Genomic DNA, 15,418 nt, shown 5'->3' on the forward strand with positions numbered 1-15,418 from the left:
GGAGGAAAACCGGAACCCCACAACGGGGTTCCGGCGCGACAAGGATCAGGCCCTCTCAACAATCATACGGCCCCGCATCTCCATATGCAGCGCATGACAGAACCAGTTACAGTAGTACCAGTGAACCCCGGGACGGTCCGCCACAAAGGTCACCGAGGCGGTCTGTTGGGGACTGATCTCCATGCTGACGCCATGGTTCACCATACAAAACCCGTGGGTCACATCCTCGATGGTATCCAGGTTGGTCACGTAAACCGTCACCTCGTCGCCCTGTTTGACCTTGAACTCGGTCATGCCGTATTGCGGCGCAATCGAGGTCATGTACACACGTACCTTGTTGCCATCGCGGATGACCTTGTTGTCGGCCTCCAGGGTAACGCCATCCTTTTCCGCCTGTTCCCGGGCCGAGGCAAAGAACGGATCGTCGCGGCTGTAGATCTTACGGGTCTTGATCTGGTCCCGGCGCACCAGGATGCAGTCGTGGGGCTCGGCATAGGTCGGACCGTCGTGCACCAGTTTCATTTCCTCGCCGGAAATATCGATCAGCTGATCGTTCTCCGGGTGTAAAGGCCCGACCGGCAGGAAACGGTCCTTGGAGAACTTCGACAACACCACCAGCCACTTGCCATCCGCATCCCGGGATTCGGTCAGCGAGGCGTGGTTGTGGCCGGGCTGGTAATGCACATCGAGCTTCTGGCGGATGTAATTCACCTTTTCACCATTGTAGTGCTTGATGGCATCGGCAATGTTCCACTTGCAGACCTGGCTGTCGATGAACAGGGTGGTGTAGGCATTACCGCGACCATCGTAGGTGGTGTGCAGGGGCCCGAGACCCAGTTCCGGCTCGCCGACCACGGTATCGCGCGGTTCGATCTTGCCGTCGAACAGATCGTCAAGCTTCTCGATCGAGATGATGGTTACCGTTGGCGACAGCTTACCGTTGGCAATGAAATACTTGCCGTCAGGTGATGTGTTCAGACCGTGCGGGTTCTTCGGCACCGGGATGTAGCGGGTCAATTCCGAGCCCGCGCGACCGTCCACCACCGGGACACTGGAATCCCCCAGGGTCTTGTAGTCGCCGTTTTCGACGGCTTTTTCGATTCGCTCGATGTTGAACACCACCGCCCAGTCGCGGTCGTTGCGCATGGTGCCGGCAAGATCCAGTGCCTTCTCGGAGTTATAGCAGGTCGCGCAGGCGTATTTGCCGGTGTAATCCGCATCGGTATTGTCCAGGTTGCCATCGACAATCACCTGGAACGCCACTTCCATGGTCTCGGCATCCAGAGCGTTGAACATGGTGAAACTGCTCTCCAGGCTGATATCACTGCCATCGTTGGGATGCGGGATCACATACTCGGCATTGCAGAACACGTACTTGGTCTTGGGCACCTTCTGCAGGCGCAGACCGTGGATCGCCTGCACATTGGGGATGGTGGTGATCTTGTCACACTTCATGATGTCCAGACGGATCCGGGCCACCCGGGTGTTGGCCTTGTCGTTGATGAACAGGTACTTGCCGTCGTACCGGCCATCGGTCATGGAAATGTGCGGGTGGTGGGAATCGCCGTTCAGGTGGGTATTGTCATGCCCCAGAACGTCCTTGCTTTCATTGGAGATGCCCCAGCCCGTGGCTGAATCAACGTTGAACACCGGAATCCGCATCAGCTCCCGCATCGACGGCACACCCAGAACGCGCACCTCGCCGGAATGGCCGCCACTCCAGAAGCCGTAATACTCGTCCAGCTCACCGGGATGCACCACGAAATTGTTGCGGGCCTCCTCGGCGGCTGCCGCAAACGCCTCCCGGGACATGACAGCCGTACCCAGCCCCGTTGCTCCGGCTACGCCCGCAAGCGCAGCGGCCCCCATGAAACGCCGGCGACTGAGGCCGCCCTCGGCAGCTTCGGAAGCATCCTTGATCAGCTCATCTCTTTTTTTCATCGCGTCCAACTCCGTTATTGGTAATGGCGGTTTGCTTCTGGTTTGGTGGTTCGTTTTTTCACTGCTCATGGCACCTGCACCACCGGAATCTCGTCCGGGTGGCCTGGCGCGTTGTGACCACGGCGCTTGCCACGACGTTTGACGATCAGTGGCGGGCACTTCTGGTCGTTGAAATAGGTCACCTGGCAATCCAGGCAGTAATGACACTCCATGTAATTGATGTGACCGTCAGGATGAATGGCCTGGACCTCGCATTCGTGGTCACACAGCCGGCAAGGATTGCCGCACTCCTTCCGGCGCTTGAGCCAGTCGAACACCCGCAATTTGCTCGGCAATGCCAGGGCCGCGCCGAGCGGGCACATGTACCGGCAAAACACCTTGCGGGTGAACAGGTTGATCACCAGCAGCAGGGCGGCGTAGGTGACGAAGGGCCAGCTGCGATCGAACTTCAGGGTGATGGCGGTTTTGAACGGCTCCACTTCGGCCAGCCGCTCGGCCGTGGCCATGGACTCGAGGGAGACCCCAAACAGCACCAGCAGAATGATGTACTTGATCGCCCACAACCGCTCATGCCAGGCGAAGGGGACGGTGTACTGGGGCACCTTGAGCCTGCGGGCAATCTCGTTCAGCAGCTCCTGCAGGGCCCCGAACGGGCACAGCCAGCCGCAGTAAACCGCGCGCCCCCACAGCAGTATGATCGCGGCCACGACCGCCCAGAGAATGAACAGCATTGGATCGATCAGGAACGTTTCCCAGCTGAAGCCACGGATGACGCTGTTCACGAAGGTCAGCACGTTGACGATGGAGAGCTGCCCCAGGGCGTACCAGCCGATGAAAAACAGGGTGTAGACCAGGAAGCCGAGACGGATCCACCGGAAGATGGCCGGCTTCTGCACCAGCCAGTCCTGAAAGAACAGGATGAACAGCAGCACACCGATGCCCAGGCTGAGGACCAGGATCTGGAACTCCCGCTGGTACCACACCTGCACCCACATGGGCTGGTCCGCCAGCATGTCCTCTTCGGTCAGCACCGGCTCCGGACGGGTGTAGTACTGATCCGGCAACTGATAAGTGAGCGGGAAGACCTGGAACTCGCTGTCCAGCGGGCCGGTCTGGCGTTTGACGGTCAGCTCGAGGGTCCATTCCGTGCCCGGATCGAAGTTGTACTGTTGACGCACCACGAAGATGGCCATTTCATTGAAATCGGGCATGCCCTCGGCGTAAACGTCGCTCAGGCGGTAGTAATCCAGGTCCCGGAAATTGAAGGTGTCACCGAACTGGCGAACCTGTATCCGGTCGAAGATGCCACCGCGGACATAACCGGAGCCTTTGAAGGAATAGTCGCCCCTGGCCATCACGGCAATGGCGTGTTCGCCTTCCTTGAGTTCAGCGGTCAGCCACTGGTACTGGCTCTCTCCCAGCAGGTTGCGGCCAATGGCAGGGACATTCAGATAAGCGGCATAGAGATCAATCAGGGGCTCGTCACGTTCTTCCGGCGCGGCCTTATCCACCTCCGCGGCGTCGGTGCCCTCAAAGGCGTCATCGACCTGACCCCGGGTCAACAGCAACCGGCGCACCGAGCCCTCTCCGGTCAACTGCTGCCAGCTCTTCGGCTCGAAGGTCTCTGTGTTCAGTTCCGACATGGGCGGCCGGCTGTCACCGGCGCCTGCCACCAGCCCCAGCTCGGCACCCACCCTGTGGGCCGAGCGCATGATCACTTCGTTGATCACCATCACCGTGACGGTGGCCCCGGACAGCCCATCCACGGCCACCTTGTGCTCGCTGGAAGTGCCGCCGACGGTCACCCGCTGGTCAGCTTTCAGGCCGATGTACTGGTCGGTAAAGTCGTGCATCTTGCTTTCGGGAATACCCACCAGCAGGATCGGCTCATGGTGTTCGATGACCCGGTTCTGGACGATCTTGCCTTCGGTGTCCAGCACCACCACCACATTGAGCGGCTTGCCGGAGTAGGCCGGTGTCTGGACGAAATCGAGGCTCTGATAGACGTATCCCTTGAGCTCCTCGCCGGCGTACAGCTCCTGTATTGCCCGGTTGCCTTCCCGGGGACGCAGCTCTGAAACAGACGGAAAGGCCTTCTGAACAACCGCGCGGGCAGCCACCGGCTCGTAGTCGGACAGAGGCCCGGCCCAGGCGAATGAGACCAGGCTGCCAAGAGCAACGAAGACCGCGAGCACATGTCCTGAAGCGATGCGTAGCAATGCGTTCCCTCCTGTCTACTGAAGCGCGACAGCGTCGCCCCGGGTATTCAACGGCAGGTAGTTGGAGACATGCCCCAGCCGGATAGACTCCACCATCATGGTCAGGGGCTGCTGAGCTTCGTCGGTAGAGGGTTCCATGCCACCGCGCCCAGACATGGCCGCAACGAAGACCACGTCCCACGCTTGGCCGGTAGCACGGGACTCCTCCACCAGCGCCGAGAAATCCGGGGCCTCATCGGGGGACTTATCCACGCAGATGACCGGTGTCAGGGCACCGCCCTCGCCGCGTTCGAAGGCGGCCTTCTCCTCGGCGGAGGCCTCATCCGGCAACTCGGCCCGACAGAATACGAAGAGAAAGCGCTGGCCCTCGGCCTGGCCTCGGCTGGCTTGAACCAGATCGCGGTAGTTGCTGATCATCGAATGCATTCCTGATTAAGGTCCGGCAAGGCGGGGTTACCGTTGCCGGGCAATGAGTTGAGGGTGATGACGGCGCGCCCGGACCTGCTGGCAGACATCGTGAATTTCCGCCTCTCCATAGCTTTGCCCATAGCGCTTCCTGAAGCCGGATTCGTAGAGCCTGACGTGCTCATCCGGTGTCACGCCGACGTTTTCGAGGCAACTCAGGGCGCAGTGCAGCGGGCAGCCATCAATCACCGTGATCGGACGACCGGAGCGGGCAACCTTCAACAGTGCCGGCACCTTGCCGCCGACGCCTGAAATGCAGGACATTTCGAACTCGCCTTCATGATCCAGCCTGACAGCCACGTTGTTCGCCAGCTGCGCGACGTCGGAGCAGCCGGAACAGGAATAAATAAGCGGACGTTGCTTTCTTGATGTCATACAGCCTCCTTCGAACAGAACCTGCAGGTATCAGGGCGCGGATTTACTGGCTGATGTCGATCAACCGCTGCGGGTCGGAGATGAACAGCCTGCTCCGATTCACCCGAATCAGGCCGTTGGCTTTCAGCTCGGCGAGGATCCGGGAGAACGTCTCCGGTTGCATGGCCAGGCGCGACGCCACCAGGCACTTGGGCAATGGCAACTCCACTTCGCCGGCCTGGCCGGTGCCATTGGGCAGCAAGTCGATCAGATAGCGGATCAGCCGGTCACGGGCATTCTGAACCGTCATGATTTCCAGATCGTGGAAACGAGAAACTGCGCGCGCTGCGTAATGGGCAAGTGCCTTCTCGGCGTAATCCGGACGTGCCGTGATGAGCGCCCGGTAGGCCTGGATCGGGATGCTCAGCACCACACTGCGTTTCATGGATTCCGCGTAACAGGCGTACCGGGCCGGGTTGGCGTAGATCATGACCTCGGCAACACAATCACCGGCCTCCAGACTGTCGAGCGTTCTCTCGAAACCGGAATAGTCCAACCGGTAAAGCCTTAACCGACCCGACACCACAAAATAGAAATGCTGGGCGTCGGTATCCTGGCGGTAAAGCAGTTCATGGTTCTGCAGGTGTACCGGCCTGGCCCGCATGGACAATGCCCGAAAGTCTGCGCTGCTCAAGTCGCTGAAGAGGGGATGACGACGCAGCGCTGAGAGTTCCACGGGGCCGTCGTCAGCGTCCGGGTTCGGAAAGCCAATAACCGGATCAGTAGTACAACTGGTCACGATGGACAAAGGCATAGTGCGATCCCTCGGTGATGGAGTTGTTTGGTGGAACGATCAAATAACCGTCGGCCCGGCTGGCCACGGACAACACGCCCGAACTCTGGGAGCCGGCCAGGTCGGCCTTCAGGGCGCCGCAGTCGCTGTTGAGCACCACGCGCAGGTATTCCTGCCTGGGGTTGGAGCGGGCGCGGGCAAATCCAGCCGCCACGGGCACCGGCAGAACAGGCCGGGGTCTGGCCCCCATCAGTTGACGAATGAAGTCCAGCGCCAAAACCTCGAATGTCACCAGCGCAGCCATGGGGTTGCCGGGCAATCCCAGAAAGGGGGTCTGACCGATGTGGCCGAATGCGAAGGGCTTCCCGGGTTTCATGGCGACGCCCCAGAGATGAAGGTTTCCCAGGGCCTGCACCGATGGCCGCACATGATCTTCGTCGCCGACCGAGACGCCACCGGTGGTAATGACCAGATCGTGAGATTCGGCAGCGCTGGCAAGGGCAGCGCGGGTCGCTTCGAAGGTATCCGCGACCAGACCGGTCTGGGTAACCTGGCACCCCAGACGCTCAAGGGCCGCCCTCAGTGAAAATGAATTGATGTCGTAAATCTGCCCGGGGCCCAACCGTTGGCCGGGTGAAACCAATTCGTCACCCGTCGTAACGACGGCCACACGAAGGGCGGCGAACACGTTGACGTCCGAGATGCCCTGGCTTGCCAGCAGGCCGATCTCAGCCGACTGAAGGCGGGTTCCGGCCGCCAGGAGGGCACTGCCCGCCTGTATATCCTCGCCGGCGCGGCGGATGTTCTGGCCCAGTTTCGGAGCCACCTGAAGCTCGATCCGGCCATCAGCAAGCAGGTTCACCTGCTCCTGTGGGATTACCGTATCGATACCCGCCGGGATGGGGGCTCCGGTAAAGATCCGGACGGCCGTGCCTTTTTCCTGACGGACAGGGAAGACGCCGGCCGGGACCCGCTGGGCGATCGGAAGAATCCGGTCCGCGGGCAGATCCTGGAGTCGCAGCCCGTAACCGTCCATCGCGCTGTTGTCATGGGGCGGCACGGTCGCTTCGGCGTACAGGTCTCGGGCAAGGATTCGCCCCTGGCAATGCGTCAGCGGGATCTGCTCCTGGCCCACCACAATTCGGGCCATGTCACTCAGGGCACGCTGGGCACGCTCGACAGGCATCAGCGATTTCGCCTGGTGGCCAGAGTGCGAGGGGCGTTCCAAATCGCAGATACAATCGACCATCACGCTGCTCCTGAGAGAGACCGAGTGATGCAGGTACCCTCGGCCTCGGGGATGAGCTGATCGACGAAATTACAGGGACGGTGCCGGATATCCAGCTGAGGCCCAATGATCTCATCCCAGGCCAGGGCGCAGGCTCGCGGCGCGCCGGGCATGGCGCAGATAAGGGTACGGTTGGCCAATCCTGCGACGGCGCGGGACTGAATGGTGGATGTCCCAATACTGGCGAAGGACAGCTGACGAAACAGTTCGCCGTAGCCCTCAACCGTTTTGTCGAATAACGGCAGCAGCGCCTCGGGTGTGCTGTCCCGACTGGAGAAGCCGGTGCCGCCCGTAACCAGAATCACCGGCACGTCGGGACGTGCGATCCACGCTGAAACCACGGCACGGATGGCGTAGATGTCATCCTTTACCAGTTTTCGGTCGCACAGGCGGTGCCCGCCATCCATGAGTCGCCGCTGCAGGGTGTCGCCCGACTGGTCGTTGGCCAGTGACCGGGTGTCAGACACCGTCAGCACCGCAACATCGAGCGGTTGAAAAGGCGCGTCGGCCGAAGCGTGTGACATGCTTGAATCCTCTCGGAAAAAGGGTTTCGACTGACATTGATGTTACCGGCAGGAGGAGCGCAGGGCGCTCCCTCTGAGGGGGTAGTTCGGTGGTTGTGAAGGGGTAGATCGAGAGAGGGTTATTGCATCAACGGTGAGTCGGGTAGTTCCAGATCCAATCCCTGCACACCCGCCTCGATGGCAAGAACCTGAAGATACTGACGGAATGCCCTTCTGGTCACGCTCTCGCTCAGGTACTGGCGGATCTGCGGCTTGACGTGCTCGTAGGGCAACTGGTCGCCGTCGATGCGCTGATCGACACGAACGATGTGCCAGCCGTATCGGGTTTCGATCAGCTCCGGGCTGAGTCCCTCCTGCATACTGAGCACCGGGCGCTCGAATTCTTCGACCGTCTGGCCCCTGCTGATCTGGCCAAGGCTGCCACCCTGGTGTCGGGACTCACAGGCGGAGTACTGCCGGGCCAGGTCGGTGAAGCGGGAGCGTCCATCAAGCAGAGCCGCCAGCAGCTGGCGACCGACCTCTTCCTGTCGAATCCGCTCCGGCACATCGTCCGGTGCCGCCGAAAGCAGAATGTGGCTGACGGCCATGAGTGTGGGGCTGCGAAACCGGCTGGGGTTCGCCGCATAGAAGCGTTCGCAGTCCTGCTCGGTCGGATCGGGGACGTTGAGTTCCAGCTCCAGCACCCGGGCGATGCGATCTTCCTCGTCCGCGATCTCGTCCAGCTTCAGGCGGCTTGCCTGCTTCAGGAGCAGTTCGCGGAGCACGAGACTGCGGGCGGCTTCGTGCCAGGCTTCGGCGACTTCCTCGGCCGGGTGGTGCTGCATTTCCCGGGCGATGGCGTCCTCGGTGATCAGGGTGTTACCCACGTACACCGGCGGGAACTGGTTTCTGGGTTTCTCGGCGTCGCCGACGGGGATGAGTTGCATGGTAGTCACCTCGGTCATGTCGGGGCCGGCGAACGCGTTCACCGCCCCCTGTTCTGCGTTACGCGCGCTTGCGCACCACCTGGTATTTCCGGCCAAAATACTCCACCGGTACGCTGAGCATGTGTACCAGGCGGGTGAACGGAAACAGCACGAAGATGGTCAGCCCCAGGAAGATGTGGGCCTTGTAGATCCAGTGCACGTCGGCAATGTAGTCCGCTACGCCGCCCTGCAGGGTGAAGATCCCCTGGGCCCAGGCCGAGAACTTGAGCATGGTGCCGCCATCCAGATGCCCCAGGGTGGGCACAATGGTGAGCAGGCCCAGTGCCAGCTGGATGACCAGGATCACGATGATCATATTGTCAGCGAAGGTGCTGCTGGCCTTCACGCGCGGGTCGGTCAGCCGGCGCCAGGCAAGCATGCCGCCCCCCACAATCGCCATCACGCCAGCAATGCCGCCGACGACGATCGCCATCACCTGCTTGGTGCCGGGCGTCATGAACGGCTCGTAGAACGCGTGCGGGGTCAGCAGGCCCACCAGGTGGCCGAAGAAGATCACCAGCACGCCAACATGAAACAGCCCACTGGCCATCGCCATGTTTTTCTTGCGCAGCATCTGGCTGGAATGGGCTTTCCAGGTGAACTGGCCCTGGTCGTAACGTGCCCAGGTTCCGAGTACGAGCACGGCGATGGCCACGTACGGGTAGATTCCAAATAGCAGTGTGTTCAGGTAAGACATTGTCATTTCCTCCTGCGCCCTCAGGCGCGCCCTGCCTGACGGGGTGTGGCATCCGTCATCAGCTGATCACTCAGGTGAATGGTCTGGGTCTGCTCCAGCTCACGGCGGCGCTGGCCTACCACGCCGCCGGTACTGCAGGAGCTGCCCTGATCGTCGACAAACTTCACCATTTCCTCCTCCCAGACCTTATCCAGAGCCTCCGGGGTGTCGTCGCGCTCTTCGGCGGCCACGATCCGGGCCAGCTCCTGGCGATTGACCGTGCGCCCGGACAACACCAGCAACGAATCCATCACCACGTGATAGAAGCTCTCACGCTGGTAAAGGCGCTCGCCGAGCAGGCCCAGGATGTGGTGGATATCCTCCAGCCAGTTGCGGATTTCATCCCATGGGCGGGTGGAGAGGTATTCCAGGAACAGCGGCAGGTAGTCCGGCAGCTCCTTGGCGTCGATCTCCAGGCCGTTGGCGCGATATTGCTCCATCAGGTCCACCATGGCCTGGCCGCGGTCACGGGATTCCCCGTGCACGTGCTCGAACAGCCACAGGGAGGTTGCCCGGCCTTTGTCGAAGATGGCGACGTAGTTCTCCTGCATGTCCAGCAGGTCGCCGGCGCACACCCATTCGACGCCGCGAAGCAGCTGTTCCTTGTTCTGCCGGGGCAGCCGGGGGTCCTCGAGGACCGCCGCGACCAGGGCATCTTTGGAGGCCTGGAGTTCTTCCGTGGGGTACTCAAGAACCCGTGCCAGTACTTTCAAAAGTTGCATCTCGGCCTCCTTATTCCTGCAGCTGTTTCGGGTCAACCTGCTTCACGGTCGACAGCTTCTGCACCATGCTGGTGGTCTGCTTGCGGCCACCGAACATGTTGAAATCGCTGTCGCCGTTGCAGCCATCGCCGAAGCTGAAGCCGCAACCGTTACGCTCGCCGTAGGCGGTGGCATCGGGAAAGGCTTCTTTGGCCAGCTCGCGGTGGCTGGTCGGAATCACGAAGCGGTCCTCGTAATTGGCGATCGCCAGGTAGCGGTACATTTCGTCGGCCTGGGCCTTGGTGAGCCCGGCCTCTTCGAGGGCCCGCAGGTCCTCTCGGCCTTCCACGGTTTGGGCACGCTTGTACAGCCGCATGGCCATGATCCGCTTGAGCGCACGAACGATGGGTTTCTCGTCACCGGCGGTGAGCAGGTTGGCCAGGTACTTGACCGGGATCCGCAGGCTTTCGATCTTCGGCAGCACGCCATCGAACTCGACCTTGCCGGCTTCCGCCGCAGACTGGATCGGGCTCAGGGGCGGCACGTACCAGACCATGGGCAGGGTGCGGTATTCCGGGTGCAGCGGCAGGGCCAGCTTCCAGTCCACGGCCATCTTGTACACCGGGCTCTGCTGGGCCGCCTCGATGACGTTCATCGGGATGCCGTCTTTCTTCGCCTGCTCGATCACCTTCGGGTCGAACGGGTCCAGGAAGATCTCCAGCTGCTTTTCGTAGAGCTCGTGCTCGCCCGGAGCGCTGGCCACTTCCTCGATGCGATCGGCGTCATACAGCAGCACACCCAGGTAGCGGATCCGGCCGACACAGGTCTCGGAGCACACGGTCGGCATACCGGCCTCAATGCGCGGGTAGCAGAAAATGCACTTCTCGGACTTGCCGGTTTTCCAGTTGAAGTAGATCTTCTTGTACGGGCAGCCGGACACGCACATGCGCCAGCCACGGCACTTGTCCTGATCGATCAGGACGATGCCGTCTTCTTCGCGCTTGTAAATGGCACCGCTCGGGCAACTGGCGACACAGGCCGGGTTCAGGCAGTGTTCGCACAGACGCGGCAGGTACATCATGAAGGTGTTCTCGAACTGGCCGTAGATGTCCGCCTGCACCTGGTCGAAGTTCTTGTCCTTGCGGCGCTTGGCGAACTCAGTGCCGAGGATCTCTTCCCAGTTCGGGCCCCACTCGATCTTCTGCATGCGTTGGCCAGAGATCAGCGACCGCGGGCGGGCAACGGGCTGATGCTTGCTGTCGCCGGCGGTGTGCAGGTGCTGGTAATCGAAGTCGAACGGCTCGTAGTAATCGTCGATCTCCGGCAGGTCCGGGTTGGCGAAGATGTTCGCCAGAACCCGGAAACGGCCACCGATCTTCGGACGGATCTTGCCGGAGCTGTCGCGCATCCAGCCGCCCTTCCATTTGTCCTGGTTCTCCCACTCCTTCGGGTAGCCGATACCGGGCTTGGTCTCGACGTTGTTGAACCAGGCGTACTCCATGCCTTCACGGCTGGTCCACACGTTTTTGCAGGTCACTGAACAGGTGTGGCAACCAATGCACTTATCCAGGTTCAGAACCATGCCGACTTGGGAACGGATTTTCATTTTACAGCCTCCTGAACAGTGTCATTGCCTTCGCCATCGAGCCAGTCGACGTTGTGCATCTTGCGCACCACCACGAATTCGTCGCGGTTGGAGCCGACGGTGCCGTAGTAGTTGAACCCGTAGGAATACTGGGCGTAACCGCCGATCATGTGGGTCGGTTTCGGGCAGACCCGGGTGACCGAGTTGTGGATGCCACCCCGGGTGCCGGTGATTTCCGATCCGGGCACGTTCACGATCCGCTCCTGGGCGTGGTACATCATCACCATGCCGGGCATCACCCGCTGGCTCACCACGGCCCGGGCCGCAATGGCGCCGTTGGCGTTGAACAGTTCGATCCAGTCGTTGTCCTCGATGCCCATGTCCCTGGCGTCATCCTCGCTCAGCCACACGATGGGACCACCGCGGGAGAGGGTCAGCATCAGCAGGTTGTCGCTGTAGGTGCTGTGGATGCCCCACTTCTGGTGCGGCGTGATCCAGTTCAGCGCTTTCTCCGGGTTACCGTTGCTGCGCTGATTGAGCATGCTGCCGACGGCCTTGGTGTTGATGGGCGGCCGGTACACCAGCAGGCTTTCACCGAAGGCGCGCATCCACTCGTGGTCCTGGTAGAACTGCTGGCGACCGGTCAGGGTGCGCCAGGGGATCAGCTCGTGGACGTTGGTGTATCCGGCGTTGTAGGACACGTGCTCGTCTTCCAGGCCAGACCAGGTCGGGCTGGAGATGATCTTGCGCGGCTGCGCCACGATGTCCCGGAAGCGGATTTTCTCCTCTTCCTTGTTGGTGGCCAGGTGGGTGTGGTCCAGGCCGGTCATCTCAGACAGCGCGGCCCAGGCTTTGACCGCCACCTGGCCGTTGGTTTCCGGTGCCAGGGTCAGGATCACTTCCGCCGCATCGATGGCGGACTCGATCTTCGGTCGACCCGCGTTGGCACCGTCGATGTGGGTGTAGTTCAGCTCCTTGAGGAAGTTCACTTCCTTCTCGGTGTTCCAGCTGATGCCCTTGCCACCGTTACCCAGCTTGTCCATCAGCGGGCCAAGCGAGGTGAAACGGGCGTAGGTGTTCGGGTAGTCCCGCTCCACGGTGATGAAGCTGGGGGCGGTCTTGCCCGGGATCAGGTCGCACTCGCCCCGCTTCCAGTCCTTCACGTCAAACGGCTGGCCCAGCTCGGCCGGCGCGTCGTGCAACAGTGGCAGGGTCACCACGTCTTTCTCGACACCGAGGTGGCCCTCGGCCGCTTTCGAGAAAGACTTGGCGATGCCCTTGTAGATCTCCCAGTCGCTGCGGGCTTCCCAGGCCGGATCGGTGGCGGCGGTCAGCGGGTGGATGAACGGGTGCATGTCGGAGGTATTCAGGTCGTTCTTCTCGTACCAGGTGGCCGTCGGCAGAACGATGTCGGAATACAGACAGGTGGTGGACATGCGGAAGTCCAGGGTGACCAGCAGGTCGAGCTTGCCTTCCGGCGCCTCGTCGTGCCATTTCACCTCTTCCGGCTTGGCGCCACCCTCATGGCCCAGGTCCTTGCCCTGCAGGCCATTGGTGGTACCCAGAAGGTACTTCAGCATGTACTCGTGGCCCTTGCCGGACGAACCCAGCAGGTTGGAGCGCCAGATGAACAGGTTGCGCGGGTGGTTCTGGGGCGCTTCCGGGTCCTCGCTGGCGAAGGCCAGGGAACCATCCTTCATGGACTGCGCCACGTAATCCGCCACCTCCATGCCCGCCTTGTCCGCCTCGGCCGCAATGCCCAGCGGGTTACGGTTGAGCTGAGGCGCGGAGGGCAACCAGCCCATGCGCTCGGCACGCACGTTGTAATCGATCAGGCTGCCGCCGAATTTGGATTTGTCTGCCAGCGGCGACAGAATCTCGTCCACACCGAGCTTCTCGTAGCGCCACTGACCGGAGTGGGCGTAGAAGAAGGAGGTGGAGTTCATGTGCCGCGGCGGACGCTGCCAGTCCAGGCCAAACGCCAGTGGCTGCCAGCCGGTCTGCGGACGCAGTTTCTCCTGGCCGACATAGTGGCTCCAGCCACCCCCGCTCTGACCGATGCAGCCACACATGATCAGCATGTTGATCAGGCCGCGGTAGTTCATGTCCATGTGGTACCAGTGGTTCATACCGGCCCCGACGATGACCATGGATCGGCCCTTGGTCTTGTCGGCGTTATCGGCGAACTCACGGGCGATGCGAATCACTTTCTCGGCGGGCACGCCGGTGATCTTTTCCTGCCAGGCCGGCGTGTAGGGCTTCACTTCGTCGTAGGCCGTCGCGCCGTCGTCGTCACCCAGGCCACGGCTGATGCCGTAGTTGGCGACCATCAGGTCGTAGACGGTAACCACGCGACCTTCGGAGCCGTCCGCCAGCTGCACCTTGCGGGTACCCAGTTTGTGCTTGAGGATGTCCTTGATCTCGACGTGCTGGAAATGGTCGTGCTCGATGCCGCCAAAATACGGGAAGGCAACATCGACAACCTCGTCGTGCTTCTCGACCATCGACAGCTGCAGATTGACGTCCGCCCCCTTGGCGGTCTGCTTCAGGTTCCACTTGCCCTTCTCACCCCAGCGGTAGCCGATGGAGCCATTGGGCGCGGTGAGCTCGCCGGAGGCTTCATCAATGGCGATGGTTTTCCACTCGGGGTTGTTCTCTTCCCCCAGGCCATCCACCAGGTCACTGGCGCGCAGGAACCGGCCCGGCACATAGCTGCCGTCGTCCTTCGCCTCAAGCATGACCAGGTACGGCATGTCGGTGTAGCGGCGTACGTAGTCGGTGAAATACTCGCTGGGCTTGTCGACGTGGAACTCCTTGAGGATCACGTGGCCCATGGCCATGCCCAGTGCCGCGTCGGTGCCCTGCTTCGGGTTGAGCCACTCGTCGGACAGCTTGGACACTTCCGCGTAGTCCGGGGTGATGGCGACGGTCTTGGTGCCCTTGTAGCGAACCTCGGTGAAGAAGTGCGCATCCGGGGTCCGGGTCTGGGGTACGTTGGAGCCCCAGGCGATGATGTAGCCGGAGTTGTACCAGTCGGCGGACTCGGGCACGTCGGTCTGCTCGCCCCAGGTTTGCGGCGAGGCCGGCGGCAGGTCGCAGTACCAGTCGTAGAAGCTCATGCACACGCCACCGATCAGCGACAGGTAGCGGCTACCGGCGGCGTAGGACACCATCGACATGGCGGGAATCGGAGAGAAACCAATGATGCGGTCCGGACCGTGCTGCTTGGCGGTGTAGACGTTGGACGCACCGATCAGCTCATTGACTTCGTCCCAGCTGGAACGCACGAAGCCGCCCATGCCACGGCGAGGCTTGTACTCGGCGGTCTTCTTGGGGTCTTCGACAATCGAGGCCCAGGCTTCGACCGGATCGTTATGCTGGGCTTTCGCAGAACGCCAGAGCTTCATCAGGTGCTTGCGCATCAGCGGGTACTTCAGCCGGTTGGCGCTGTACATGTACCAGGAGTAGCTGGCGCCGCGAGGACAGCCGCGAGGCTCATGGTTGGGCAGGTCGGCACGGGTACGGGGGTAGTCGGTCTGCTGGGTTTCCCAGGTGACCAGACCGTTCTTGACGTAGATTTTCCAGCTGCACGAACCGGTGCAGTTGACGCCGTGGGTGGAGCGCACGATCTTGTCGTGCTGCCAGCGCTTGCGGTAGCTGTCTTCCCAGTCGCGGGAGACATCGTGGGTTTCACCGTGTCCGTTGGCGAACGGCTCGCGCTTCTTCCTGAAGTAGTTCAGCTTGTCGATCAAATGACTCATGGTCTCTCTCTCCGTCTGCCGGATCGTTGTTCCGATTTGAGACCATTGTGTGTGAGAAAAACCCTGAAATCTGCGTGGTTACTACC

Annotated in this window: 12 protein-coding genes; all 12 read right to left on the minus strand. The window is 61.5% G+C overall.

Annotated elements, in window-relative coordinates; translation table 11 throughout:
* Window positions 1-45: 45 nt before the first annotated feature.
* Window positions 46-1,941 (minus strand): TAT-dependent nitrous-oxide reductase, encoded by a 1,896-nt coding sequence (gene nosZ / locus KXD86_RS07390; RefSeq protein WP_218635399.1) that lies wholly within the window; start codon window positions 1,939-1,941, stop codon window positions 46-48.
* Between the two features lie 65 nt (window positions 1,942-2,006).
* Complete coding sequence (gene nosR, locus KXD86_RS07395; protein ID WP_376770971.1) at window positions 2,007-4,106, minus strand: transcriptional regulator NosR; 2,100 nt, start codon at window positions 4,104-4,106, stop codon at window positions 2,007-2,009.
* 69 nt (window positions 4,107-4,175) lie between these two features.
* Entirely contained in the window at window positions 4,176-4,577 is a 402-nt protein-coding gene (locus tag KXD86_RS07400) for a ribonucleotide reductase subunit alpha (protein WP_218635400.1), read from the minus strand.
* A 36-nt stretch (window positions 4,578-4,613) separates the two neighbouring features.
* On the minus strand, window positions 4,614-5,000 hold the full coding sequence (locus KXD86_RS07405) for a putative zinc-binding protein (RefSeq protein WP_218635401.1): 387 nt from the start codon (window positions 4,998-5,000) through the stop codon (window positions 4,614-4,616).
* Between the two features lie 43 nt (window positions 5,001-5,043).
* Window positions 5,044-5,793, minus strand: a complete 750-nt coding sequence (locus KXD86_RS07410; RefSeq protein ID WP_218635402.1) for a Crp/Fnr family transcriptional regulator — start codon at window positions 5,791-5,793, stop codon at window positions 5,044-5,046.
* On the minus strand, window positions 5,759-7,021 hold the full coding sequence (locus KXD86_RS07415; RefSeq protein WP_228739346.1) for a molybdopterin molybdotransferase MoeA: 1,263 nt from the start codon (window positions 7,019-7,021) through the stop codon (window positions 5,759-5,761). Before KXD86_RS07415 ends, KXD86_RS07410 begins: the two co-directional genes overlap by 35 nt.
* Window positions 7,021-7,584: a molybdenum cofactor biosynthesis protein B gene (gene moaB, locus KXD86_RS07420; protein ID WP_218635403.1), complete on the minus strand. Its 564-nt coding sequence runs from the start codon at window positions 7,582-7,584 to the stop codon at window positions 7,021-7,023. The genes KXD86_RS07415 and moaB overlap by 1 nt, the downstream gene beginning before the upstream one ends.
* A 119-nt stretch (window positions 7,585-7,703) precedes the next feature.
* The gene (locus tag KXD86_RS07425; protein ID WP_218635404.1) at window positions 7,704-8,510 is read right to left on the minus strand and encodes a peptidylprolyl isomerase; all 807 of its coding nucleotides are present in this window, start codon (window positions 8,508-8,510) and stop codon (window positions 7,704-7,706) included.
* A gap of 58 nt (window positions 8,511-8,568) precedes the next feature.
* A complete protein-coding gene (gene narI / locus KXD86_RS07430; RefSeq protein ID WP_218635405.1) occupies window positions 8,569-9,246 on the minus strand; it encodes a respiratory nitrate reductase subunit gamma in 678 nt (225 codons plus the stop codon).
* Window positions 9,247-9,266: 20 nt separating this feature from the next.
* A complete protein-coding gene (gene narJ / locus KXD86_RS07435; RefSeq protein ID WP_218635406.1) occupies window positions 9,267-10,007 on the minus strand; it encodes a nitrate reductase molybdenum cofactor assembly chaperone in 741 nt (246 codons plus the stop codon).
* A gap of 10 nt (window positions 10,008-10,017) precedes the next feature.
* Window positions 10,018-11,592 (minus strand): nitrate reductase subunit beta, encoded by a 1,575-nt coding sequence (gene narH / locus KXD86_RS07440; RefSeq protein WP_218635407.1) that lies wholly within the window; start codon window positions 11,590-11,592, stop codon window positions 10,018-10,020.
* A complete protein-coding gene (locus KXD86_RS07445; RefSeq protein ID WP_218635408.1) occupies window positions 11,589-15,332 on the minus strand; it encodes a nitrate reductase subunit alpha in 3,744 nt (1,247 codons plus the stop codon). Before KXD86_RS07445 ends, narH begins: the two co-directional genes overlap by 4 nt.
* Window positions 15,333-15,418 lie beyond the last annotated feature (86 nt).

The organism is Marinobacter arenosus (genome assembly GCF_019264345.1).
In the GTDB taxonomy this organism is placed as follows: Bacteria; Pseudomonadota; Gammaproteobacteria; order Pseudomonadales; family Oleiphilaceae; genus Marinobacter; species Marinobacter arenosus.